Origin of the sequence: Pseudomonas sp. GM84 (assembly GCF_000282535.1) — a bacterium.
Taxonomy (GTDB): Bacteria; Pseudomonadota; Gammaproteobacteria; order Pseudomonadales; family Pseudomonadaceae; genus Aquipseudomonas.
In genome coordinates this window covers 1-22441 of record NZ_AKJC01000178.1, presented here as the reverse complement: position 1 = coordinate 22441, position 22441 = coordinate 1, and the positions used below count along the sequence as shown (strand labels likewise).

Sequence of the window (22441 nt, the reverse complement as noted above, 5' to 3'; positions counted from 1 at the left end):
AGTGAAACGATGCATCGCCGATGGTAGTGTGGGGTTTCCCCATGTGAGAGTAGGTCATCGTCAAGATTCATTTCGCAAAACCCCTATCTGCGTAAGCAGGTAGGGGTTTTGTCTTTAAGTAGAAGCCATAGAAATTCGCAGGCACGTCCCGAGGACGGGCCAGCACACAGAATTTCTTGACGACCATAGAGCATTGGAACCACCTGATCCCATCCCGAACTCAGTAGTGAAACGATGCATCGCCGATGGTAGTGTGGGGTTTCCCCATGTGAGAGTAGGTCATCGTCAAGATTCAAACACAAAGCCCCTGTCTGCATCGCAGACAGGGGCTTTGTCTTTTCCGGGCCGGTCACAGAACCGCGTCACACGCCAGGCTTCGGCGCAGGCGCCTGGCGGTGTGGAAGTATTACTTGGCCACCTGCTTGTCCAGGTAAGCCCTCATCACCCGGGCCGCTTTGTTCAGATGCTGCTCCAGCACCTTCACGGCCTCGTCCACCAGCTTGTCGCTGGCCGCATCCACCAGCGCGTTGTGATCGTCCTGAGTGAGTTTACCCAGGCCCATCGATGACAAGTGGAAGCGCAGAAAGCGCTCTTCCTCATTGAGCTCGATTTCAATCAGGCGCAACAGCTTCTGATTCGGTGCCTTGCTATACAGAGACATGTGGAACAGCCGGTTGAGGCGACCGATTTCCGCATGGCGTGTTTCGTTTTCCAGTTGCTGGATGTAACTGCGGGCACTGGCAATGTCAGCGGCATCGAGCAACGGGATCGATTGGCGTAACGCCTCGCTCTCCAGTAGCACGCGTAGCTCATAGGTGTCGACCGCGTCCACGCCGATCAAGGGGGCAACCACTGCACCTTTGTGCATCTCCACCCTCAGCAGCGATTGCGCTTCAAGCTGGCGCAGCGCTTCCCGTACCGGCATGCGACTGACGCCGTACAAGGTGGCAAGCTCCTGTTGACGCACGGCGGTACCGGGCGGCAGGCGGCCATCGAGAATGGCGCTGCGCAGTCGCTCTTCGATCACGGCACGGGCAAGGTGCGACGGTAGCTGTTCAGCGGTCAGCACGTTGCTCAGTTTGATTTTCTCGGCCACGCGGAGTCTGCCTCGATAACGAAAGTTGGATCCAAGGACACTAGTAACCGGCAAGGAGGCTTGTCAAACCAACGCGCGTACTGGGGCGCGTGAAGCAAGACTTCATTCATGTTGTATGAAGTCGCTTGGCAAAGAAAGCGCTACACATTAAGCGATATCAATAAAGTTATAGCGCCCCGACAACTGGTGTCCTGATTGCAAGATGCCATTGTCTTTTAAACCGACTGGCGCCACCATCGCTGTTTTCGATTGGTCTGAACAGGTCTTCGCAGTGGCGATATCCTGGGTCCTCAAAATTGCCGTGCGCCGTGCCGGCCTTGCTGTGCTACTGGGTAGCCTGTTGCTCGGCGGTTTGCATGCGGATTGGGATTTCACCGAGATCAGCCGCAAATCACAAACGCTGTATGGCCCCCTCGGTGCAGGGAAAGGCCGCATCGATGCCTGGCAGAACCTCATGGCCACGCAAAACCAGGGCACCGAGCTGCAGCGCCTGCAGGCGGTCAACCTGTTCTTCAACCAGCAACTACGTTACGTCGAAGACATCGACCTTTGGCGTGAAGTCGATTACTGGGCCACGCCGATCCAGGCACTCATCAAGGGCGCCGGTGATTGCGAAGACTACGCCATCGCCAAGTACTTCAGCCTGCGGCGAATGGGTATTGCCAGCGATAAGCTGCGTATCACTTACGTCAAGGCCTTGCGTCAGAACCGTGCGCACATGGTGCTGACCTATTATTCAAACCCACAGGCACAGCCGCTGGTGCTCGACAGCCTGATGGACGCGATCGAGCCGGCCAGCCAGCGCACCGACCTGTTGCCGGTCTACGCCTTCAATGGCGAAGGCCTGTGGCTGACAGGTGCCGCGGGCAACAAGAAGGTCGGTGACACCAAGCGCCTGTCACGCTGGCAGGACTTGTTGAAGAAAATGCAGGCCGAAGGGTTCCCGGCCGAACCGGTCTACTGAAGGAGCGCAGATGTCACTGTTCAAACAATTGCTGTTGGCCATTTGTCTGTTCCTGGTGGTCGCGTTCAGCGGCAGTTTCATGGTGAGCCTGGAAAGCTCGCGTAGTCAGTACGTCAACCAGCTGCGCTCGCATGCCCAGGATGCGGCCACCGCACTGGCGCTCTCCTTGACGCCGGGCATCGATGACCCGGCCATGGTAGAGCTGATGGTCAGCTCCATCTTCGACAGTGGCTACTACGCCAGCATCAAGGTCATCGACCTGGGCTCCAACGCGGTGCTGGTGGAGCGCCACGCCAAACCGGACCCTGGCGGTGTCCCTGCCTGGTTCATCCGCCTGATCGGCCTGGAAGCAGCGGGCGGCGATGCCATCGTCAGCCGCGGATGGCAGCAGGCCGCACGGGTCGAGGTGATCAGCCATCCGATGTTCGCCATCGGCAAGCTCTGGCAGAGCGCACTGGGCAGCCTGGGCTGGCTGCTGCTGTGCGGTGCCGCGAGCGCGGCGCTGGGCGCCTTGCTGCTGCGCCGCCAGCTGCGTCCGCTGGATGCCATGGTCGAGCAGTCCCAGGCCATTGCCCGCCGCGAGTTTCTCAGCCTGCCCGAGCCGCGCACGCCGGAGCTGCGCCGGGTGGTGCAGGCAATGAACCAGATGGTCGACAAGCTCAAGGCCCTGTTCAGCGAACAGGCCGAACGCAGTGAGCGGTTGCGTGCCGAGTCGTATCAGGACAGCCTGACCGGCCTGTCGAACCGGCGCTACTTCGAGATGCAGCTCAACGCCCGAGTCAGCAACCTGGAGGAGGCCCGTGCCGGGTACCTGCTGCTGCTGCGTGTACAGGGGCTGGCCGGGCTCAACGCGCGTCTCGGCGGACAACGTACCAACCAGCTGCTGCAGGCGGTAGGCGAGCAACTGCGGCGCACCTGTGCCAGCTTCCCCGAGACCAACGACCTGATTTCACGCAGCCGAGGCGGAGAGTTCGCAGTGTTGGCGCCCGGGATGGTCCACGAAGATGCGGTACGCCTTGCCCAGGCCCTTGAGGCGGCGTTGCAGAGCCTGCACGAGACAGGGGCCAGCGATATCTCCCCAGTCGCCTGTATTGGACTGGCGCCGTTCAGCCCAGGCGATGCCCCGCAGGCGCTGCTCAAACTGGCCGACGAGGCACTGGCGCGTGCCGAGAACCAACCGACACCGGGCTGGGTATGCCTTGAGCAGGGTACGGCCGCCGTTGCCGGCGACAACCAGCACGAATGGCATACGCGCCTGGACAAGGCGTTTGTCGGCGGCCAGTTCGAGCTGTTCTTCCAGCCGGTGGTGGATGCCCAGACGGGCCAGCGGCTCCTTCATTACAAAGTGATCTCGCGGCTGCATGACGACCAGGGCGAGGCATTGCCCGCCGGCCGCTTCCTGCCCTGGCTGGAGCGTTTCGGCTGGATGTCGCGGCTGGATCTGCTGGTGCTGGAAAAAGTGCTCGCGCACCTGCGCAGCCACGATCAGGTGCTGGCGTTGAACCTGACCGCCGCGACCCTGGCCGACCCCAAGGCCCTGCAGCGGGTCTATGAGTTGCTGGGCCAGAACACGGCACTGGGCGCGCGGCTGATCTTCGAGATCGGCGAAGAGCAACTGCCCGAGCAGGCGGCGCTCGAACAGTTGACCCGGCGCCTGCGAGGGCTTGGTTTCGGCCTGGCACTGCAGCGTTTTGGTGGCCGCTTCAGCATGATCGGCAACCTGGCGCATCTGGGCCTGGCGTACCTGAAGATTGATGGCAGCTTCATCCGCAACATCGATCAGGAACAGCACAAGCGATTGTTCATCGAAGCTATCCAGCGCGCGGCGCACAGTATCGACCTGCCATTGATCGCCGAGCGGGTGGAGACAGAAGGGGAGCGGTTGGTGTTGGTGGAAATGGGTGTGGGCGGTATCCAGGGCCAGCTGGTTGGCGAGCCTGCGCCCTGGCGCTAATTTCAAGTGTGCCGGGGCGCCAAGCGCCCCAGGGTCTCAGATCAACCCGCCGTCCTCTTCTTCCTCGATCAGGTTGTTCAGGCCGCCCAGCGCCTTGCGCGCCGTGGAGCGACTGAGCAGCTTGGCCTGTGCGCCGGCCGGCAGGTCGGTGATGCTGATCACCCCCTTGGTGGTCAGCACCTCGATCAGGTCCTCGAGCACGCGGATCATGTCCAGATCACTCTGCTTGAGCTGCTTGAGGCTGTTCTCGACGACGTCGTCGGCAAACCACTCCAGGATTTCGACATGGTCTGCCGGGAGGATTTCCGTGTATTCGGCGTAAGGGGCGGCTTCCACCCGCTGCAACTGACCGCTGGCGTTACGCTGCACGTAGAACATGGCGTCCATCCTCGTCACGTGGGTTCCTTGGCTTGCTGGCTAAGGCGCAGCATAGGCAATGATGCGCTATTGCGCCTGTTCATCCAGGGGTCGCCGAGCGCTACCTGCTCAAGCCGATCTTCAAGGGGCACGCCGAGGCGCTATTTGAGAGCTGAATCACCGTTTGCAAAGGTGCGTCAGATTGACTCTGGCAAACGTGTGCGGCTGTCTGTTAAATAGCATCTTGACACCATTTTCCCCTGGTGCTGTAGAATTGACGGTCTTGACCAAGTCCGATCTATAGGCGCCGTTTTTTTGACGAGCCATCTCGTCAAAAAAGCCGCAACGACCTGCGTGCGGCCTCCATCCTCGAATCAGCTTCGATTTTGAATTCAGAGTCATCGTTTTGACGAAAAGTATTCCATTGTTGGCTATTCCCGGTTTGGGTGCCGAGCATAGTCAGTTTCATGACCAAGGCTTGTACTGGTTGGCCTGTGACACCACAGAAAACGCCGCTACGCTCTGCCGCCAAGTCATCGCCGCCATGCCTGAACAAGGCCGGGCGGCGTTGCTCGGTGATGCGCGTGTCATGCAAGAGTCCCTCGAAGGGCTGGACCCGGCTTGCGGTCCTGCCGAACTGGCTCTGTACGAGGCTGACACGCGGGCCATCCTGCAGCTCAAAGACGACCTGCCACGCATCGACTTGCCGGGCCGGGTGCTGGTAGCACTGGTACCGACGGCGGCCTGGGAAGGGGGCAAGGTCGAGCGCTGGTGCCAGACGTTGCGCCAGGCGGCACTCGCCGCCGGTGCACTGATCGTGGTGATCAGTGAAGGTCAGAGCGCCTCGCTGATCGAGCGCCTGCGCGCATTCAACCAATCCCTCGACGGACTTGCCCAGCTCTACCGTGGCCAGGGCGGTGTGCGCTATCTGCAGCATTACTGGAGCAACCTGCTAGGCGTTGTCGGCCCCATGGACGTCGAACTGGCGCGCCAGGCCAGCGGGTTTGCGGTTGCCGGCCGGCTTCAGCCGCTGTCCGATGCGGGTGGCGATGAACTGCTGTGCCTGGCCCAGAGCCAGGTGCTTGAAGGAGCGCCGGCGCTGTCCGAGCACTGGCAAGTGTTCGACAGCATCAGCGAGCTAGGGGCCAAGGCCGGCCGCGCCGTGTCGGCAACCGTGATCTTCGCCATGGACGGTGGCCAGCGTCTCGACGTGCTGGCCCGTCAACTGCACACATTGCGTCAACTGCGCGGCAATGCCCTGAAGCTGGTGGTGCGCGAAATGGCGCCGACGCTGCGTTATCAGGACGAGCAACTGCTGCTGGCCTGTGGTGCCAGCCAGATCGTGCCCTTCGGTGCCAGCCTTTCGCGCTTCCTGACCATGGTCGACAGCATTCAGGGTTATGTCTGGCCCCGTCACCTGCCCGCTGATTTCGATGCCTTGCTCGCCCGCCTGCGGCCGCTGCCGATCTGTGGGCTGGTGGCCCCGCGTGCCTTTGCCGAAGCGGTGCAACAAATGTGGCAGGGCCATCGCAACGGTGAAATCGTGCACCAGCTGCTGGTGCTGCGCCCCGCCCCCGGCCTGAGCCCACTGCAGGCCTGCTCGCGCACGGTGTTCCGCCGCGATGGCGATATCGCCTGTGTGGTCGACGACGTGCTGTTCCTGTTCCTGTTCGCCTGCCGTTCGGAAGGTGTCGAACAGGCGCTGGACCATATCTTCCAGCTGTCCTGGAAAGAGCTGTTCATCGGCCAGGAGGTCCTGGTCAGCCTCGACAGCCTGGGCGGCACGGCCTTCCTCGACGAAACCATACCGCAACCGCCACTGGCCGAGTCGCTGGCGCTGCCAGCGGCGCATAAAAGGCCTGCCCTGGCACCGCGGCAGATCACCCTGCGTCATTGGGGGGCCAAGTGAACTTCGCGCAATTGCTCCAGGTAATCGGCATCAGTGCGCTGGTTACCTTGATCCTCGTCATGTTCGTGCTTCGCGTACGTGCCATGGTGCAAGGCTGGCTCAACCGTCATCTGCGACCCCGTTACCTGAAGCCGGTGGGTGTACGCCGCCGTGTTGTGCGTCAGGACCCTGATCATGACTAGCTCGACATTTTCCACCTCGATACCGGGCCGTTGGCACGGTCTGGGTGCCTGGAACCTCTACTTCCTGGCCAAGTTCCTGTTGGTTGCCGGCGGCATGCTGGACTTCCAGGCGCTGCCCAACCTGCTGTTCGCCGCATTTTTGCTGGTCCCCCTGCGTGGGCGGTGGTTGCGCGTCGGGCGCCAGGTGGTGGCCGTGCCAGTGGGTGTCGCCCTGTTCTATCAAGACACCTGGCTGCCGCCGTTCAGGCGCTTGCTGGAGCAGCCGGGCGTGCTCGATTTCTCGTGGGACTACCTGCTGGAACTGATGGCCAGGTTCGTCAACTGGAACCTGGTCGGGGCTCTGGTGCTGCTGGTGGTGGGGTACCTGTTCCTGCGGCACTGGGTGCGCCTGAGCACCTTGAGCCTGGTCGGCCTGGCGTGGCTGGCGGTTGGCGGGCTGCCGTCGTTGGGCACCGGGGCCGGCCAGCCGGCCGTTGCCGGTGCAGCCAACACGGCCGCCACCGCCGCCACTGCGCCTGCCGGGGCGGTCGCCGACACCGCGACCCTCAATGCCTGGCTTGACCGCTTCTTCACCAGCGAACGTCAACGGGTGACCACGTTCCCTGCTGCCAAGGCGGATGAGCAGGCGTTCGACCTGCTGGTGATCAATGTGTGCTCCCTGGCCTGGGATGACCTCTCGGCCGTCGGCCTGCACGAAAACCCCTTGTTCTCGCGCCTGGACGTGGTCTTCGATCAGTTCAACTCGGCCACTTCCTACAGTGGTCCGGCAGCGATTCGCATGCTGCGGGCCAGCTGTGGTCAATCGTCCCATGTGGGTCTGTACCAGCAGGCGCCCGAACAGTGCCTGTTGTTCCAGAACCTGGCCAACCTCGGTTTCCAGAGCCAGACCCTGCTCAACCACAGCGGGCGCTTCGACAACTTCATCGGCGACATCACCCGGCAGCACATGCCTCAGCCTGGCTTCAGTGTCAGCGACTTCCCGCGGGCGCTGGTCAGCTTCGACGGCTCTCCGATCGCCGGCGACCTGGACGTCCTGAACGGCTGGTGGGGCAAGCGCAAGAGCTCCGGTGCCGAGCATGTCTCGCTGTTCTACAACACCATCAGCCTGCATGACGGCAACCGCTTGGTGACCGCCGACGGCGGCACGCGCCAGGCCGATTACGCCACGCGGGCCAATCGCCTGTTCGGCGACCTCGGCAAGTTCCTCGACGAACTCGAAGCCAGCGGCCGCCGCGTGGTGGTCGCCATCGTTCCCGAACACGGTGCTGCCCTGCACGGCGACCGCATGCAGTTGCCCGGCATGCGCGAAATCCCAACGCCGTCGATCACCCACGTGCCGGTCGGCCTCAAGTTCATCGGCATGGGCCAGCCGGCCCGCAGCGAGCCGCTGAAAGTCACGGCACCGACCAGCTTCCTGGCCCTGTCCGAGCTGGTGTCGCGTGTCTATGCCGGCCTGGGTGCCGGCCAGACCCTCGACCTGCCGAGCCTGCTGACTGACCTGCCCACCACCGAACGCGTGTCGGAAACCTCCGGTGCCCAGGTCCTGGACTACCAGGGCCGGACCTACATGCGTCTGCAAGGCCAGCCGGATTGGCAGCCTGTTCCCAAGGAGAGCCCATGATGGCTGGCAAAGCCGACCCCTCCGACCGCAGTGACGATATCGCCCAACTGCGTCAGTACCTGGCCATGCCTGCCTTGAGCTACCAGGACATCTCCATGATGGTCGGCGTACAGCAGGCCTTGCAGCGCTGGCCGCTGCTGGGCGAAAGCTGCATGGCCAGCCTCGGCAACGCTGCCGTCGAGCAGCGCGAAAAGCATGAGACCCTGCGGCCATGATCAGCCTGGCCTTGCATGGATTGCGCGGCGGGCTGGGCCGTACTGCCCTGCTGGCAGCGCTGGGCTATGCCATGCGCGAGCTCGGCGAGCGCGTGCTGCTGGTGGATATGAGCCCGGACAACCTGCTGGGCCTGCACTTCAACCTGCCGCTCGACCAGCGCGATGGCTGGGCGTGCGCCGAACTGCAGGGGCGGCCTTTCGGCGAGCCCATCTATGAGGTGCTCGACGGGCTGTGCCTGATGCCCTTCGGTGAAGTGGCGCAAGAGCGGCTCGACGATCTGGGTGCCTACCAGCAGCCCGAAGTGTGGCGTACACGCCAGACAGCACTGGCCGAGCATTTCGACTGGCTGCTGTTCGACCTGCCTCAGCCGGTCGCGGCCGAAGCCACACGTGGCTTCGACACCGACATGCGGATCCTGGTGGCGGAAGCCGAGATGACCAGCCACGTATTGCTCGGTCGCCAGCCGGTCGAGCGCTACGACCTGCTGCTGGTCAACCGTTTCGACCCTGCCAGCAGCCTGCAGAGCGATGTGGTGATGGTGTGGCGTGACCTGTTCCGCAACCAGTTGCCGCTGCAGCTGGTGCACCGTGACGAAGCGTTCGGCGAAGCCTTCGCCAGCAAGGCGCCAGTGGGTCACTACGCACCGCAGTGCCTGGCCTCGCGCGACGTACAAAGCCTGGCGGTGCGCTGCCTGGCGAGGCGGCAAGCGTGAACGTGACGCCACGCTCGGCCTACGCCTACTTCACCGCACGCGGCGCGCACTGGCCGGTCGCCCTGCTGTTCACGTTGGGTGTGTGGGTGGCGTTCCTGTTCCTGCGGCTCGAATCGCCGTCCTGGCAGGCATTGCTGGCCGAGCATCAGCGACTGTTTCCACAGTTCGTCGGCAAGCGGCCGACGCTGGGCGACCCGCTGCGCCTTTTGATCCAGTGCCTCTGGCTGCTGCTGCGGCGTGTGCCTCAGCCGCGCAAGCCGGGCCGACCCGTGCGTGCCTGGACTTTCGCGGTCGGCCACTTGCACGGTGCATGGCAGGTGCTGCGCAGGTATCGCGCGCGGCTGGCCGACACCATGCGCCAGGTGCCGAGGCGTTTTCGCGACAGCAACCTGCAGCACGATGCCGCCCAGCGCTTGCGTCGGCTGAGTGTGTTCGGCCGCCGCTTGTTCTATACCGTGCTCACCTTGTGCGCCGTGCTTCTGGCCGTGCTCTGCGTGACCGAGCCGTTCGGCTACCAGGCGCAGCTGGTGTTCATTTTCCTGCTGTGGGGCATCGCCATGCTGGTGCGCTACATGCCGGGCCGGTTCCCGACCCTGATGCTGATCGTACTGTCGACGATCATTTCGTGCCGCTACCTGTGGTGGCGCTACACCTCGACCCTGAACTGGAACGACACGCTCGACCTGGTCTGTGGCGTGATTCTGCTCGCCGCCGAAACCTACTCCTGGTTCGTGCTGATCCTGGGTTACATCCAGACCTGCTGGCCGCTGGAGCGCAAGCCGGCGGCCCTCCCGGAAAACCCTGCGCACTGGCCGACAGTCGACCTGATGATCCCCACCTACAACGAGGATCTGTCGGTGGTGCGCACCACCGTGCTCGCCGCCCTGGGCCTGGACTGGCCGCGCGAGCGCCTGCGCATCTACATCCTCGACGATGGCAAGCGCGAGGCGTTCCGCGCCTTCGCCGACGAAGTCGGGGTGGGCTACATCGTGCGGCCGAACAGCAAGCACGCCAAGGCCGGTAACCTCAACCATGCGCTGGGTGTGACCGACAGCGAGCTGATTGCCATCTTCGACTGCGACCACGTGCCGGTGCGTTCCTTCCTGCAGATGACGGTCGGCTGGTTCCTCAAGGACCCCAAGCTGGCGCTGGTGCAGACGCCCCATCACTTCTTCTCGCCCGACCCTTTCGAGCGCAACCTGGGCTCCTTCCGCCGCCGTCCCAACGAAGGCGAGCTGTTCTACGGGCTGATCCAGGACGGCAATGACATGTGGAACGCCGCCTTCTTCTGCGGCTCCTGTGCCGTGCTGCGGCGTACCGCGCTGGAGAGCATTGGTGGTTTTGCCGTCGAAACGGTGACCGAAGACGCCCATACCGCGTTGCGCCTGCACCGCCAAGGCTGGACCTCGGCCTACCTGAGCACTCCCCAGGCCGCGGGCCTGGCCACCGAGAGCCTGTCGGCACACATTGGCCAGCGCATACGCTGGGCGCGCGGCATGGTGCAGATCTTCCGTACCGACAACCCTTTGTTCGGTCGCGGGCTGAGCCTGTTCCAGCGGATCTGCTACGCCAACGCCATGCTGCACTTCCTCGCCGGCCTGCCGCGGTTGGTCTTCCTCACCGCACCGCTGGCGTTCCTGTTGCTGCACGCCTACATCATCTACGCGCCGGCGGTGATGATCCTGCTCTACGTGCTGCCGCACATGATTCACGCCAGCCTCACCAACTCGCGCACGCAGGGCAAGTACCGGCAGACCTTCTGGGGCGAGGTCTACGAGACCGTACTGGCCTGGTATATCGCCCGGCCGACCACGGTCGCGCTGTTCGCGCCGAAGAAAGGCACATTCAACGTCACGGCCAAGGGCGGCCTGATGGAGCATGGGCAGTTCGACTGGCACATCGCCCGGCCCTACCTGTTCCTTGCCGGCCTCAACGTGGCGGGCCTGGGCTTTGCCGTCTGGCGCCTGTTCACCGGCCCGGTTGCGGAAATCGGCACGGTGATCGTCAGTTCGCTGTGGGTGCTCTACAACCTGCTGATCATCGGTGCCGCCTGTGCGGTGGCCGCCGAAGTCCGTCAGGTGCGGCGTGCGCACCGTGTGCAGATGAACTTGCCGGCCGCACTGCAGCTGGAAAGCGGCCACGGCTTCCCCTGCACCCTGGTCGACTATTCCGATGGCGGCATCGGCCTGCAGTTGGGCGACGGCGTGTCGCCTGCGCCAGGCGAGCGCGTGCGCTTGCTGCTGAGCCGCGGGCAGCGTGAATTTGCCTTCAATGCACGGGTGACCCGCATCGTCGGCCGGCATGTGGGCCTGACCTTCGATGGCCTCACCCAGCAGCAGCGCATCGACCTGGTGCACTGCACCTTCGCCCGCGCCGATGCCTGGCTGAACTGGCAGGACAAACACGAAGTTGAACGCCCGCTGCGCAGCCTGGTCGACGTCCTCAAGATGGGCGGCATCGGTTACCTGCGCCTGATCGAACACACACCTGGTTGGCTGCGCGATCGACTGCTGCCAGTGCGCGACCTGGCGCGCTGGCTGGGCAGCTACCTGCCGCGCACCCCCCGACCTCTCCCATCCACGAACCTTGTTGACCGAGACGCATGATGACTCGTTATCCCGCACGCACCTGGGGCCTGGCGATGGCGCTGCTTGCCTCGCTGTTCCAGAACGCTGCCGTCGCCGATGTAGCCCCCCTCGCCGTACCGGAGGAGCCATCGGTGCCCACCTGGCCCGTCAACCAGACGTTCGAGCAGCTTGGCCGACCGGCCGACAGCCTGTTGCTGGGAGTCCGCAACAGCGAAAACATCGAATTCGGCGTGCGCCGGGACCGCCTGGCAACCGACGCGGTGCTGCAGCTGGACTACACCCCTTCGCCAGCGCTGCTGCCGAACCTGTCCCATCTGCGCGTGTACCTCAACGATGAGCTGATGGGCGTGGTGCCGATCGAGAAGGACCAGCTCGGCCAGCGCGTGCGGCGCCAGATGCCGCTGGATCCGAAGCTGATCAGCGACTTCAACCGGGTGCGCCTGGAGTTCGTCGGGCATTACACCGATATCTGCGAAGACCCGGCGCACAGTGGCCTGTGGCTGAACGTCAACCGCAAGAGCCAGGTCCAGCTGCGCGAGCAGGCGCTGGCGCTGGAGAATGACCTGGCCTACTTCCCGCTGCCGTTCTATGACGCGCGCGACACCAGCAAGGTCGAGCTGCCGGTGGTGTTCGCCGACGCACCGACCGTGGGTGAACAGCGTGCTGCGGCAATCCTCGCGTCGTACTTCGGCAGCAAGGCGGGCTGGCGCAAGGCGACCTTCCCGGTGTCGTTCAACAGCCTGCCGGCCAGCGGCGACAAACCCCGGCCTGCCGTGGTGTTCGCCACCAACGAGCGGCGCCCGGCGTTTATCGCCGACCTGGAAAAATTCCCTGCGGTCGATGGCCCGGTGGTGCAGTTGATCGACCACCCGGACGATCGCTGGAGCAAACTCTTGCTGGTGCTTGGCCGCAATGACGAAGACCTGATCAAGGCCGCGTCGGCGCTGGCCGTTGGCAGCGACCTGTTCCGCGGCTCGCGGGTCAAGGTCGAGCAGATGACCGCCCTGCAACCGCGCAAGCCTTACGATGCGCCGAACTGGACGCGTACCGACCGGCCGGTGCGTTTCTCCGAGCTGCTCGACTACCCCGAGCAGCTGCAGGTCAGCGGCTTGCAGCCGCGGCCGATCACCCTGGATGTGAACCTGCCGCCGGACCTGTTCGTCTGGCGCAACCAGGGCATCCCGCTGCAGACCCTGTATCGCTACACGCCGCCAGCCGTCACCGACGAATCGCGCCTGAGCATCAGCGTCAACGACCAGTACATCACCAGCATGCCGCTGGTGGGCAACGACCGTCGCAGCAGCACCCTGGAAGAAATGCGCCTGAACGTGCTGTCCACCGACAGCACCGCGTTGACCGAGCAGTCGCTGGTCCCGGCGCTGAAGATCGGCGCGCGCAACCGCCTGCGGTTCGACTTCAGCTTTGCCAGCACGATGGGCAGCGCACAGCGCGACCATTGCCAGACCACCCTGCCGGTGGACGTGCGCGCGGCGATCGACGAGAACTCGACCATCGACCTGTCCGGCTACCACCACTACATGGCCATGCCAGACCTGCGTGCCTTCGTCCGCAGCGGCTTCCCCTACAGCCGCATGGCCGACCTGTCCGATACCGTGATCGTGGTGCCGGCCAAGCCGACGCCAATGCAGGTTGGCACCTTGCTGGATGTGATCAGCAGCATAGGCGGGCAGGTGGGTTACCCGGCCCTGAACGTGCGCCTTAGCGACAACTGGAAGCAGGCTTCAGAAGCCGATGCCGACCTGCTGTTGATCGGCAGTCTGCCCGAAGACCTGCGCGAGCAGCCCAACCTTGGCCTGTTGCTCAATGCACAGCGTGACTGGATGGTGCAGGGGCGTGTGCTGGAGCAAACCGGCAACCGCCGCTTCGATACCTCGCCGGTTGTATCCAATAGCCGGGTCGAAATCAGTGCCCAGGCGCCGATCGCGGCGATCACCGGCCTGAAGTCGCCGTTCCACGAGCAGCGCAGCGTCGTCGCACTGCTGGCCAGCTCCGATGCCGCTTACGGCATGCTGCGCGATGTGCTGGCCGATTCCGGCAAGCTGGATGCAGTGGCAGGCTCCGTCGCCCTGGTGCGCAGCAGCGGCGTCAGCAGCCAGTTCGTTGGCGAACACTACTACGTCGGCCAGCTGCCATGGTGGCTGCTGCTGTGGTTCCACCTGTCCGACTACCCGGCGCTGATCGCGGTGATCGCCACCGTCAGCGTGCTGCTGTTCGCCTTCCTGTTGTGGCGTGCGCTGCGCTGGGCTTCGCGTCGTCGCCTGGGCGGAGCCGATTGACCATGCGCCAGTTGTTGGCAGTGCTGCTGGTGCTGTGCATGCCCGCTGTCGCCACGGCGTCGACGACTTGTCCGTGGCCGGCCTGGGAGCGCTTCAAGGCCGAACTGGTCAGCGTCGATGGCCGGGTACTCGACCGCAGTGACGAGCGCCTGATCACCACCTCCGAAGGGCAGAGCTATGCGCTGTTCTTCGCCCTGGTCGGCAATGACCGGCAGGCGTTCGCGAAGCTGTTGCGCTGGACCGGCAACAACCTGGCCGAAGGCGACCTTTCCCGCCACCTGCCGGCCTGGCTGTGGGGCCGCAGCAAGCAGCAATGGCAGGTGCTGGACAGCAACAATGCCAGCGATGCCGACCTGTGGATCGCCTACAGCCTGCTAGAAGCGGGGCGGCTGTGGGACGAGCCGGCCTATACCCAGCTGGGCACGCAGATGCTCTGGCGCATCGCCGCGCAGACCGTGCGCAAGCTGCCCGGCCTGGGTGTGATGCTGTTGCCCGCAGACTATGGCTTCGAAGACAACCGTGGCTGGCGCCTGAACCCCAGCTACCTGCCGCCGCAACTGTTCGACCGCTTTGCCCTTGTGGACCCGTTGTGGGGTGAGATGGCGGGCAACGTCCGGCGCGTCTGGCTACAGGCGTCGCCCAAGGGCTTTGCTCCGGACTGGCTGCTGTGGACACCCGCAGCAGGCATCGAGCCCGACCCTGAGCACGGCAACGCCGGGGACTACGACGCCATCCGTGTTTACCTGTGGCTGGGCATGCTGGCCAACGGCGCGCCGCAGCGCGACGAGCTGCTGCATCACTTCGCGCCGATGGTCGCCGCCACCACGCAAGCCGGCCTGCCGCCGGAAAGCGTCGATGCCCGCAGCGGCAAGCTGAACGGTCACGGCCCGGCGGGCTTTTCTGCGGCGCTGCTGCCGCTGCTGGCCAATGCCTCCGCTGACCCGACGGCGCTCGAAGCCCAGCGCAAAAGGCTGCGCGAGCAGCCTGTCGACGCGCAGGCGTATTACAACCAGGTCCTTGCCATGTTCGGCCAGGGCTGGGACGAAGCCCGCTATCGCTTCGACAACCAAGGTCGTCTGCTGCCTGCCTGGAGTGCGCCATGTTCCGAATGATCGGCGTGCTGACGCTGACCGCGTTGTCTTGCGCCGTGGCTGCGCAGCCCAAGGACCGGGATGAACAGCGCCAATGGCTGCTCGAACAGGTGCGTATCGGCGAGGCGTTGCACCGCGACGACCTGATTCACGACGCTCTGGCCCGGTTGCGCCTGCTCGAGCCGCGCAACCCTGATGCCTTGCTGGCCGCCTTGAGCCTGGCGCTGCGCGAGCAGAAGCCTGAGGAAGCCGAGCAACTGCGCGCAAGAATCGCCGAAGTGGCGCCGGGTAGCCTTCAGGATCGGCAAGCCCGACGCCTGATGCAGCTGCAGCAACCGGAGCAGATGCGGCGCCTGCAGCAAGCGCGCCTGATGGCAGTGACCGGGCGCTACGAAGAAGCCCTGGTCGCCTATGACCAGTTGTTCGCCGGCGAACCGCCCAGCCTGGAGCTGGCGCTGGATTACTGGCGTGTGCGGGCCAACCTGCCTGGGCAACGGCCGGAAGCGATCCGCCAGCTGCAGCAGCTCGATCGCCAGTACCCGGGTAATGCCGGCCTGCGTCAGACCTTGGCCAGCTGGCTGTTCAGCGAAGATCGCGACAGCGAGGCCCTGGCCGTGCTCCACCAGTTGTCGCGCGACCCGACGGCCCGCGATGCCGCCGCGCAGCGCGAATTCGACTACCTGTCCGAGCAACCGGTGAATGCCGGCAGCGTTGCTGCCTGGCAGGCTTTCATCCAGCGTTATCCCGCTTCGCCGCTGTTGTCGCAGGCCAACGAAAACCTCAAGCAGCAGCGCACCCTGGTGGGCGACCCGGCCTGGCAGGCTGGGCAACGCGGCAAGGCACTGCTCGATCAGGAACGTAACGCCCAGGCCGAGGCGCAACTGCGCGTGGCCCTGCGCCGTTATCCCGACGATGCCAGCCTGCACGGTTCGCTTGGCGTTGCGCTGATGCGCCAGCGCCGCTATTCGGAAGCGAACGTGTCTTTTCACCGGGCTGTCGCCATCGAGCAGAACACCCGCTTGATGAGCAAATGGAAAGATCTTGAAGCCTCCAGCCAGTACTGGGGGCTTTTACAGAGGGCTGATAGCGCGCTGGAGAAACAGAACCTGCGCGCCGCTCGCTCGCTCTACCAGCAGGCCCGCCAGCAGCGCCCCAAGGACGAGTTCGCCTTGCTCGGGCTGGCCGATGTGTCGCTTGCCGAAGGCGACCTGGCCGGCGCCGAACGGCAATACCTGCAGGTGCAGCGCATGGTGCCGGGCAATGAAAGCGCGGTGCGTGGCCTGATGCGGATCTATCAGGCGCAATCGACAGACAAGGCCGAAGCCTACCTGGACAGCTTGCCGCGAGCCCAACAGGCCCAGTTCGCCAGCCTGCGCCGCAGCCTGGAGCTTGGTCGCCTGCGCGAACAGGCTGATGCGGCGTTGCAGCGTCAGGACTGGGCTACCGCCAGCCGGGTCCTGGGGCAGGCTGCCGAGTTGGCGCCCGATGAGCCTTGGCTGGCCTACCAATTGGCCAGCAGCCTGCGCCAGCAGGGGCGCAACGCCGAGGCCGACGCCGCCTTCACCCGGATACTGCAACGTCAATCGGCCGACCCCGCCACGCGGTATGCCCATGGCCTGTATCTGGAATCCAGTGACCGTGATGCCCAGGCCCAGGACACCTTGCGCGCCGTACCGCAAGGCGCCTGGACCGACGACATGCGTAACCTCGACCAGCGTGTGCGCCGGCGCATGACCTTGGCCCAGGCCCAGCGCCTGCAGGACCAGGGCCGCACCGACGAGGCCACTGCCGTACTGGAAGCCGGCCTGGCCCATGGCCAGGGGGATCCGGACGACCTCCTGCTGATGGCGGACTGGGCCGCAGAGCGCGGCGACCAGCGCAAGGCGCGTGGCTATTACGAGCGCGTGCTGCAGGTTCAGCCGCAGCGCCCCGAGGCCCGCCTGGGGGTGATGGAAAGCTGGATCGCCGAAGGCGACCTGGCGCGTGTGCGCCAGGCATTGGACGCGCAGCCCCTGCAGTTGACCGACGCGCAAAGCGATGCCCAGCGGCGCCTGGCTGCGGTCTGGGTTGCGCTGGGCGAGAAGGACAAGGCTGTCCGACTGCTGGACCATATCGCCGCACAGCAGACGCAACCCGACCCGTTGCTGCGCCGCGACGCCGCCCGCCTGGTGGCGGCCAACGATCCACAGCGGGCGCTCGACCTGTATGCGGCGGCCATGGCCGATGCGCAGTTGCTCAGCCGTGAGGCGGTGGTGCCGCGTGATGACCGCGCCCTGACCTACGCCAGCCGCGCGAAGGACACGGATGACTGGCTGGCGCGCAGCCTGCGCAGTGACGTCGACGAGCTGTACCAGCAGCGCAATACCAGCGTTACCCTCATGCACGACTACGGCTGGCGCAAGAATGACGGTACGGACGGTATTTCCCGGCTGAGCACCCAAACGACCTTGCTGCATGTCGATACCCCGTGGGAAGACGGCAGGGCGTTTGCGCGCGTGGAGCGCATTGGCATGGATGCGGGCTCATTCGACGTGGATGACAAAAACAGGCACACAGAAGATTTCGGTTCTTGCCAGTTCATCAAGAAGGATGGTGAACGCGTAGGCTGTGCGGGTAGTTCGGAAAGCGCCAACGGTGCGGTTCTGGCCGCGGGCTGGCAGAACGAACGTTGGGGCTTCGACCTGGGTACGACCCAAGGCTTCGAGGTCAACAACTGGTTGGGCGGCGCGATTCTCAATGGCGACCTCGGGCAGGTCGGCTGGTCGCTCGCTGCCTCGCGCCGGCCAATGAGCAACTCGTTGCTTTCGTTTGGCGGCACCCGAGACCCCAACACTCGCATCCGCTGGGGCGGTGTGACGGCAAATGGCGCCACGCTTGGCCTGAGCTGGGACCAAGGTGGTGATCACGGCGTCTGGGCCAGCCTGGGGCACCACTGGCTGTATGGCGAGAACGTCGCTGACAACGAGCGCACACGAATCATGGCGGGTTACTACCGCCGCGTCGTGGAAAGGGCGGACGAGCGGATGCGCGTTGGCTTGACCGTGATGCGTTGGAATTATGACAAGGATCTGGGTGGCTACAGCCTCGGCCAGGGCGGGTACTACAGCCCCGAACGCTACGAATCGATCGGTGTGCCGGTTAGCTATGCCTGGCGCAATTATGATTGGTCGTTCCTGCTGGAAGGTTCGGTCAGTTGGTCTCGCGCCCACAGTGGCAGCAGCCGGCTTTACCCGGACTCAAGTGTCAATCGCAAGATCCTCGATTACTACAAGCCTGAGGACATCGGTGATACCAACATCAATGCGATGACTGACTCCAGCGAAAGCACCGGCCTGGGCTACCGCCTGCATGGCGCCTTCGAACGACGCCTGAACGATCGCTGGGTACTGGGTGGAGGTTTCGACTGGCAGCACAGCGATGACTACACGCCAAGCCACGCCCTGCTCTACGTGCGCTACCTGTTCGAGCCGTGGCGCGGCAACCTGGCCTTGCCCGTCACCGCACTGGAGCCCTACAGCGAATGGCGCTAAGGGGCGCCCAGCGCCCCTCGGCAGAGAATTGACTGCTTCATATGGTTATTCTCTAACGGTATTTAAATTATTTTTCTTATGCCTTTATAGTCACTCCCACTGCGTACCCGTCGACCAATCGATGCGCCGCACGACTTGAACCCACACGGGTAATCCCCGTGCGTTTCTGATCGTTGCGCGCCATTGAAGTCGCGCACTGCGTGGGAGTGAAACATGCCAGCCGCCTCGAACGCCTTGTCGTCCATCGACAGCGCCCAGCCGCAAACTTTCGAAATCCGCCCTTTCTCCGGTGCCGTCGGCGCCGAGATCATCGGCCTGGACCTGGCCAAACCGGTCAACGCCGAGGACTTCACCCGCATTCATCGCGCCCACCTCGACCACCATGTGCTGGTGTTCCGTGACCAGCGCATCAGCCCTGAACAACAGATCGCCTTCAGCCGTCGCTTTGGTGAGCTGCAGATCCATGTGTTGAAGCAGTTCCTGCTCGCCGGCCACCCCGAGATCCTGATCGTTTCCAACATCATCGAGAACGGCCAGAACATCGGCCTGGGCGATGCCGGCAAGTTCTGGCATTCGGACCTCTCCTACAAAGAACTCCCCAGCCTGGGCTCCATGCTGCATGCCCAGGAGCTGCCCAGCGAAGGGGGCGACACCCTGTTCGCCGACATGCACAAGGCCTGGGACGCCGTTCCCGATGCCCTGCGCAACGTGATCGAGGGCCGCAGTGCCGCTCACTCCTATACCGCCCGTTACGCCGAGACCAAGTTCGAGGGCAGCTGGCGCCCGACGCTCACCGCCGAACAGCTCGCCCAGGTGAAAGAGGTCATCCACCCGGTGGTGCGTACTCACCCGGAAAACGGCCGCAAGGCGCTGTTCGTCAGCGAAGGCTTCACCACCCGCATCGTCGGCCTGCCGGATGATGAAAGCCGCGACGTGCTGCAGCAGTTGTACGCGCTGAGCGTGCTCGAGCAGAACATCTATCGCCATCAGTGGCAGCCCCATGACCTGGTGTTCTGGGACAACCGTTCGCTGATCCACCTGGCCACCGGCTGCCCCGCGCACCTGCGGCGCAAACTGTTCCGTACCACCATCCAGGGCGATGCCCCGTTCTGACGACTGAGGAAAAACATCATGCGCAAATCCATCAGCCGCCTGGCGGCCAGCATCGGCCTGGGCGCGAGCCTGGTCGTCGGCAGCCTCGCGGCGCCCACCGTGGCCCATGCCGAAGGCAAGATCCGCATCGCCGAGCAGTTCGGCATCGTCTACCTGCTGCTCAACGTGGTGCGTGACCAGCACCTGATCGAAAAACATGGCAAGGAGCAGGGCATCGACATCGAAGTCGACTGGGCCCAGCTCTCCGGCGGCGCGGCGATCAACGATGCGCTGCTGTCCGGTTCGGTGGATATCGCCGGTGCCGGCGTCGGCCCGCTGCTGACCGTGTGGGACCGCACCAAAGGCCGGCAGAACGTCAAGGCCGTGGCTTCGCTGGGCAACTTCCCGTACTACCTGGTCAGCAGCAACCCGAACGTGAAGACCATCGCCGATCTCTCCGACAAGGACCGCATTGCCGTGCCTGCGGTCGGCGTCTCGGTGCAGTCGCGCTTCCTGCAGTACGCCGCCGCCCAGCAGTGGGGCGACAAGGAATACAACCGCCTCGACAAGTACACCCTGGCCGTGCCGCACCCGGATGCCACCGCCGCGTTGCTGGCCGGAGGCACCGAGCTCAACGGGCACTTCTCCAACCCGCCGTTCCAGGACCAGGCGCTGGCCAACAAGAACGTTCACGTAGTGCTCAACAGCTACGACCTGCTCGGCCCCAACTCGCCGACGCTGCTGTTCGCCACCGAGAAATTCCGCAAGGACAACCCCAAGACCTACAAGGCCTTCGTCGACGCCCTGGCCGAGGCGGCGGACTTCGCGCAGAAGGACAAAGCGGCTGCGGCGGATACCTACATCCGCGTGACCAAGGCCAAGATCGACCGCGATGCGCTGATCAAGCTGATCGACAACCCGCAATACGAGTTCACCGTCACGCCGAAGAACACCTACAAGCTGGCCGACTTCCTGTACCGGGTGGGCGCCATCAAGCACAAGCCGGAATCGTGGAAGGACTACTTCTTCCAGGATGAACGCCCGTTGCAGGGGAGCTGATCGATCATGACCGCCCCATTGCCAGGCCACACGGTCAGCAACCTGAGCCGTGTCACCACGCCGCCCTTGCTCAAGGTGGACAACCTGAGCCTCGAATACCGCACCTCGCAACGCGTGGTGCGGGCCACTCACCAGGTCAGCTTCGAAGTCGACCGTGCCGACCGTTTCGTCCTGCTCGGCCCGTCCGGTTGCGGCAAGTCCACCTTGCTCAAGGCCGTGGCCGGTTTCATCAGCCCCCGGGAAGGGCAGATCCTGCTGCAGGGCCAGCCGGTCAACGGCCCTGGCCCTGATCGCATCGTCGTGTTCCAGGAGTTCGACCAGCTGCCGCCATGGAAGACGGTGAAGCAGAACGTCATGTTCCCGTTGCTGGTGTCTGGCCAGCTCAAGCGCGCCGAGGCTGAAGAACGCGCCTTGCATTACCTGGACAAAGTCGGCCTGGCTGCCTTTGCCGATGCCTACCCCCACACGCTGTCGGGCGGCATGAAGGCGCGCGTGGCGATTGCCCGAGCCTTGGCCACCCAACCGAAGATCCTGCTGATGGACGAGCCGTTCGCCGCGCTCGATGCGCTGACCCGGCGCAAGATGCAGGAAGAATTGCTGCTGCTGTGGGAGGAGGTGCGTTTCACCTTGCTGTTCGTCACGCACTCCATCGAGGAGGCGCTGGTGGTCGGCAATCGCATCCTGCTGTTGTCGCCGCATCCGGGACGGGTGCGGGCCGAGGTGCACAGCCACCAGTACGACCTCGGCAGCCTTGGCGCCGCAGACTTCCAGGCCAGCGCACGGCGCATCCATCGGCTCCTGTTCGACGAGGCCGAGGCCCCGGAGCAGGCCGATGACCTGGGCTTCAACGACATCCGCATCGCCTACTGACAGGAGCTTCAGCCATGACCACTACACCTGTACGCCAGGAATACGAGGTGCAGCTGGAGCCCTTGCTCAGCGTGCCTGTGGAACGCAACCTGCCGCTGGCACAGCGCCTGTGGCAGTACGGCTGGTTGCGCAAGGTGGTGATCCTTGTCGTGATCGCCGCGCTGTGGGAGGGCATTGCCCGCTACCAGGGCAACGACCTGCTGCTGCCGACCTTCCTGCAGACCGCAGCCGCCCTTTGGGACGGCCTTGTCAGCGGGGAGCTGCCGGCCAAGGTCGGCGTGTCGCTGGTGATCCTGCTCAAGGGCTATGTGCTGGGTATCGTCCTGGCCTTCGGCCTTACCAGCCTGGCGGTGTCGACCCAGCTGGGCCGTGACCTGCTGGGTACCCTGACCTCGATGTTCAACCCGCTGCCGGCCATTGCCCTGCTGCCGTTGGCCCTGCTGTGGTTCGGGCTGGGCGACAACAGCCTGATCTTCGTGCTGGTGCACTCGGTGCTCTGGGCGCTGGCGCTGAATACTTACGCAGGCTTTCTCGGCGTGTCGGAAACCTTGCGCATGGCCGGGCGCAACTATGGCCTGAAAGGGCTGCGCCTGGTGCTGCATATCCTGGTGCCGGCGGCACTGCCGTCGATCCTGTCGGGGCTGAAGATCGGCTGGGCCTTTGCCTGGCGCACGCTGATCGCGGCTGAGCTGGTGTTTGGCGCCAGCAGTGGCAAGGGCGGGCTGGGGTGGTACATCTTCCAGAACCGCAACGAGCTGTATACCGACAAGGTGTTCGCCGGGCTGGCGGTGGTGATCCTGATCGGGTTGCTGGTCGAGGGGTTGGTGTTCAATACCCTGGAGCGGCTGACCGTGCGGCGCTGGGGGATGCAGCGGTAAGCTTTTCCGGCCCTATCGCCGGCAA

17 protein-coding genes and 1 rRNA gene are annotated in these 22441 nt (G+C 64.4%); 16 read left to right on the top strand and 2 right to left on the bottom strand.

What is annotated here, in order from left to right; all coding sequences use genetic code 11:
* Positions 1–175 precede the first annotated feature (175 nt).
* A 5S ribosomal RNA gene (gene rrf / locus PMI38_RS15055) occupies positions 176–291 on the top strand.
* Between the two features lie 115 nt (positions 292–406).
* Here rrf and PMI38_RS15050 read toward each other — a convergent pair.
* A complete protein-coding gene (locus PMI38_RS15050) occupies positions 407–1096 on the bottom strand; it encodes a GntR family transcriptional regulator (RefSeq protein ID WP_008095500.1) in 690 nt (229 codons plus the stop codon).
* Between the two features lie 202 nt (positions 1097–1298).
* On the opposite strand from PMI38_RS15050, the gene lapG reads away from it, so the two are divergent.
* Both lapG and lapD read left to right on the top strand, forming a co-directional pair.
* Positions 1299–2060 carry a cysteine protease LapG gene (gene lapG / locus PMI38_RS15045; RefSeq protein WP_177324913.1) on the top strand — a complete coding sequence of 254 codons (762 nt, stop codon included), beginning with the start codon at positions 1299–1301 and terminating at the stop codon, positions 2058–2060.
* A gap of 10 nt (positions 2061–2070) precedes the next feature.
* Complete coding sequence (gene lapD, locus PMI38_RS15040) at positions 2071–4014, top strand: cyclic di-GMP receptor LapD (RefSeq protein ID WP_008095497.1); 1944 nt, start codon at positions 2071–2073, stop codon at positions 4012–4014.
* Positions 4015–4050: 36 nt separating this feature from the next.
* On the opposite strand, the gene PMI38_RS15035 is transcribed toward lapD, so the two are convergent.
* Positions 4051–4392: a hypothetical protein gene (locus PMI38_RS15035; protein ID WP_008095495.1), complete on the bottom strand. Its 342-nt coding sequence runs from the start codon at positions 4390–4392 to the stop codon at positions 4051–4053.
* A 397-nt stretch (positions 4393–4789) separates the two neighbouring features.
* On the opposite strand from PMI38_RS15035, the gene bcsE reads away from it, so the two are divergent.
* The 13 genes from bcsE (at position 4790) to PMI38_RS14970 (ending at position 22416) form a co-directional block, all read left to right on the top strand.
* On the top strand, positions 4790–6280 hold the full coding sequence (gene bcsE, locus PMI38_RS15030; RefSeq protein WP_043273703.1) for a cellulose biosynthesis protein BcsE: 1491 nt from the start codon (positions 4790–4792) through the stop codon (positions 6278–6280).
* A complete protein-coding gene (bcsF, locus tag PMI38_RS15025) occupies positions 6277–6462 on the top strand; it encodes a cellulose biosynthesis protein BcsF (protein WP_043273702.1) in 186 nt (61 codons plus the stop codon). Before bcsE ends, bcsF begins: the two co-directional genes overlap by 4 nt.
* A complete protein-coding gene (gene bcsG / locus PMI38_RS15020) occupies positions 6455–8083 on the top strand; it encodes a cellulose biosynthesis protein BcsG (RefSeq protein ID WP_008095492.1) in 1629 nt (542 codons plus the stop codon). Before bcsF ends, bcsG begins: the two co-directional genes overlap by 8 nt.
* Positions 8080–8298 carry a cellulose biosynthesis protein BcsR gene (gene bcsR / locus PMI38_RS15015; protein WP_008095490.1) on the top strand — a complete coding sequence of 73 codons (219 nt, stop codon included), beginning with the start codon at positions 8080–8082 and terminating at the stop codon, positions 8296–8298. Before bcsG ends, bcsR begins: the two co-directional genes overlap by 4 nt.
* Positions 8295–9011, top strand: coding sequence for a cellulose biosynthesis protein BcsQ (bcsQ, locus tag PMI38_RS15010; RefSeq protein ID WP_008095488.1), 717 nt, complete (start codon positions 8295–8297; stop codon positions 9009–9011). Before bcsR ends, bcsQ begins: the two co-directional genes overlap by 4 nt.
* Entirely contained in the window at positions 9008–11617 is a 2610-nt protein-coding gene (gene bcsA, locus PMI38_RS15005) for a UDP-forming cellulose synthase catalytic subunit (protein WP_008095487.1), read from the top strand. Before bcsQ ends, bcsA begins: the two co-directional genes overlap by 4 nt.
* Complete coding sequence (bcsB, locus tag PMI38_RS15000) at positions 11614–13896, top strand: cellulose biosynthesis cyclic di-GMP-binding regulatory protein BcsB (RefSeq protein WP_081502545.1); 2283 nt, start codon at positions 11614–11616, stop codon at positions 13894–13896. Before bcsA ends, bcsB begins: the two co-directional genes overlap by 4 nt.
* A gap of 2 nt (positions 13897–13898) precedes the next feature.
* On the top strand, positions 13899–15008 hold the full coding sequence (bcsZ, locus tag PMI38_RS14995) for a cellulose synthase complex periplasmic endoglucanase BcsZ (RefSeq protein ID WP_008095484.1): 1110 nt from the start codon (positions 13899–13901) through the stop codon (positions 15006–15008).
* Positions 14996–18517 carry a cellulose synthase complex outer membrane protein BcsC gene (gene bcsC, locus PMI38_RS14990; RefSeq protein WP_008095482.1) on the top strand — a complete coding sequence of 1174 codons (3522 nt, stop codon included), beginning with the start codon at positions 14996–14998 and terminating at the stop codon, positions 18515–18517. Before bcsZ ends, bcsC begins: the two co-directional genes overlap by 13 nt.
* Positions 18518–18730: 213 nt before the next feature.
* Positions 18731–19630, top strand: coding sequence for a TauD/TfdA dioxygenase family protein (locus PMI38_RS14985; RefSeq protein WP_008095481.1), 900 nt, complete (start codon positions 18731–18733; stop codon positions 19628–19630).
* Between the two features lie 18 nt (positions 19631–19648).
* Entirely contained in the window at positions 19649–20668 is a 1020-nt protein-coding gene (locus tag PMI38_RS14980) for an ABC transporter substrate-binding protein (protein WP_008095479.1), read from the top strand.
* Positions 20669–20674: 6 nt separating this feature from the next.
* A complete protein-coding gene (locus tag PMI38_RS14975) occupies positions 20675–21538 on the top strand; it encodes an ABC transporter ATP-binding protein (protein ID WP_008095477.1) in 864 nt (287 codons plus the stop codon).
* Between the two features lie 14 nt (positions 21539–21552).
* On the top strand, positions 21553–22416 hold the full coding sequence (locus PMI38_RS14970; RefSeq protein WP_008095475.1) for an ABC transporter permease: 864 nt from the start codon (positions 21553–21555) through the stop codon (positions 22414–22416).
* Positions 22417–22441: the final 25 nt, after the last annotated feature.

Bases quoted from the DNA above. Each gene is read 5' to 3' on its own strand.
- lapG (WP_177324913.1), top strand. From the start codon at position 1,299: ATGCCATTGTCTTTTAAACCGACTGGCGCCACCATCGCTGTTTTCGAT.
- lapD (WP_008095497.1), top strand. From the start codon at position 2,071: ATGTCACTGTTCAAACAATTGCTGTTGGCCATTTGTCTGTTCCTGGTG.
- PMI38_RS15035 (WP_008095495.1), bottom strand. From the start codon at position 4,392: ATGTTCTACGTGCAGCGTAACGCCAGCGGTCAGTTGCAGCGGGTGGAA.
- bcsG (WP_008095492.1), top strand. From the start codon at position 6,455: ATGACTAGCTCGACATTTTCCACCTCGATACCGGGCCGTTGGCACGGT.
- bcsR (WP_008095490.1), top strand. From the start codon at position 8,080: ATGATGGCTGGCAAAGCCGACCCCTCCGACCGCAGTGACGATATCGCC.
- bcsQ (WP_008095488.1), top strand. From the start codon at position 8,295: ATGATCAGCCTGGCCTTGCATGGATTGCGCGGCGGGCTGGGCCGTACT.
- bcsB (WP_081502545.1), top strand. From the start codon at position 11,614: ATGATGACTCGTTATCCCGCACGCACCTGGGGCCTGGCGATGGCGCTG.
- bcsZ (WP_008095484.1), top strand. From the start codon at position 13,899: ATGCGCCAGTTGTTGGCAGTGCTGCTGGTGCTGTGCATGCCCGCTGTC.
- bcsC (WP_008095482.1), top strand. From the start codon at position 14,996: ATGTTCCGAATGATCGGCGTGCTGACGCTGACCGCGTTGTCTTGCGCC.
- PMI38_RS14985 (WP_008095481.1), top strand. From the start codon at position 18,731: ATGCCAGCCGCCTCGAACGCCTTGTCGTCCATCGACAGCGCCCAGCCG.
- PMI38_RS14980 (WP_008095479.1), top strand. From the start codon at position 19,649: ATGCGCAAATCCATCAGCCGCCTGGCGGCCAGCATCGGCCTGGGCGCG.
- PMI38_RS14975 (WP_008095477.1), top strand. From the start codon at position 20,675: ATGACCGCCCCATTGCCAGGCCACACGGTCAGCAACCTGAGCCGTGTC.
- PMI38_RS14970 (WP_008095475.1), top strand. From the start codon at position 21,553: ATGACCACTACACCTGTACGCCAGGAATACGAGGTGCAGCTGGAGCCC.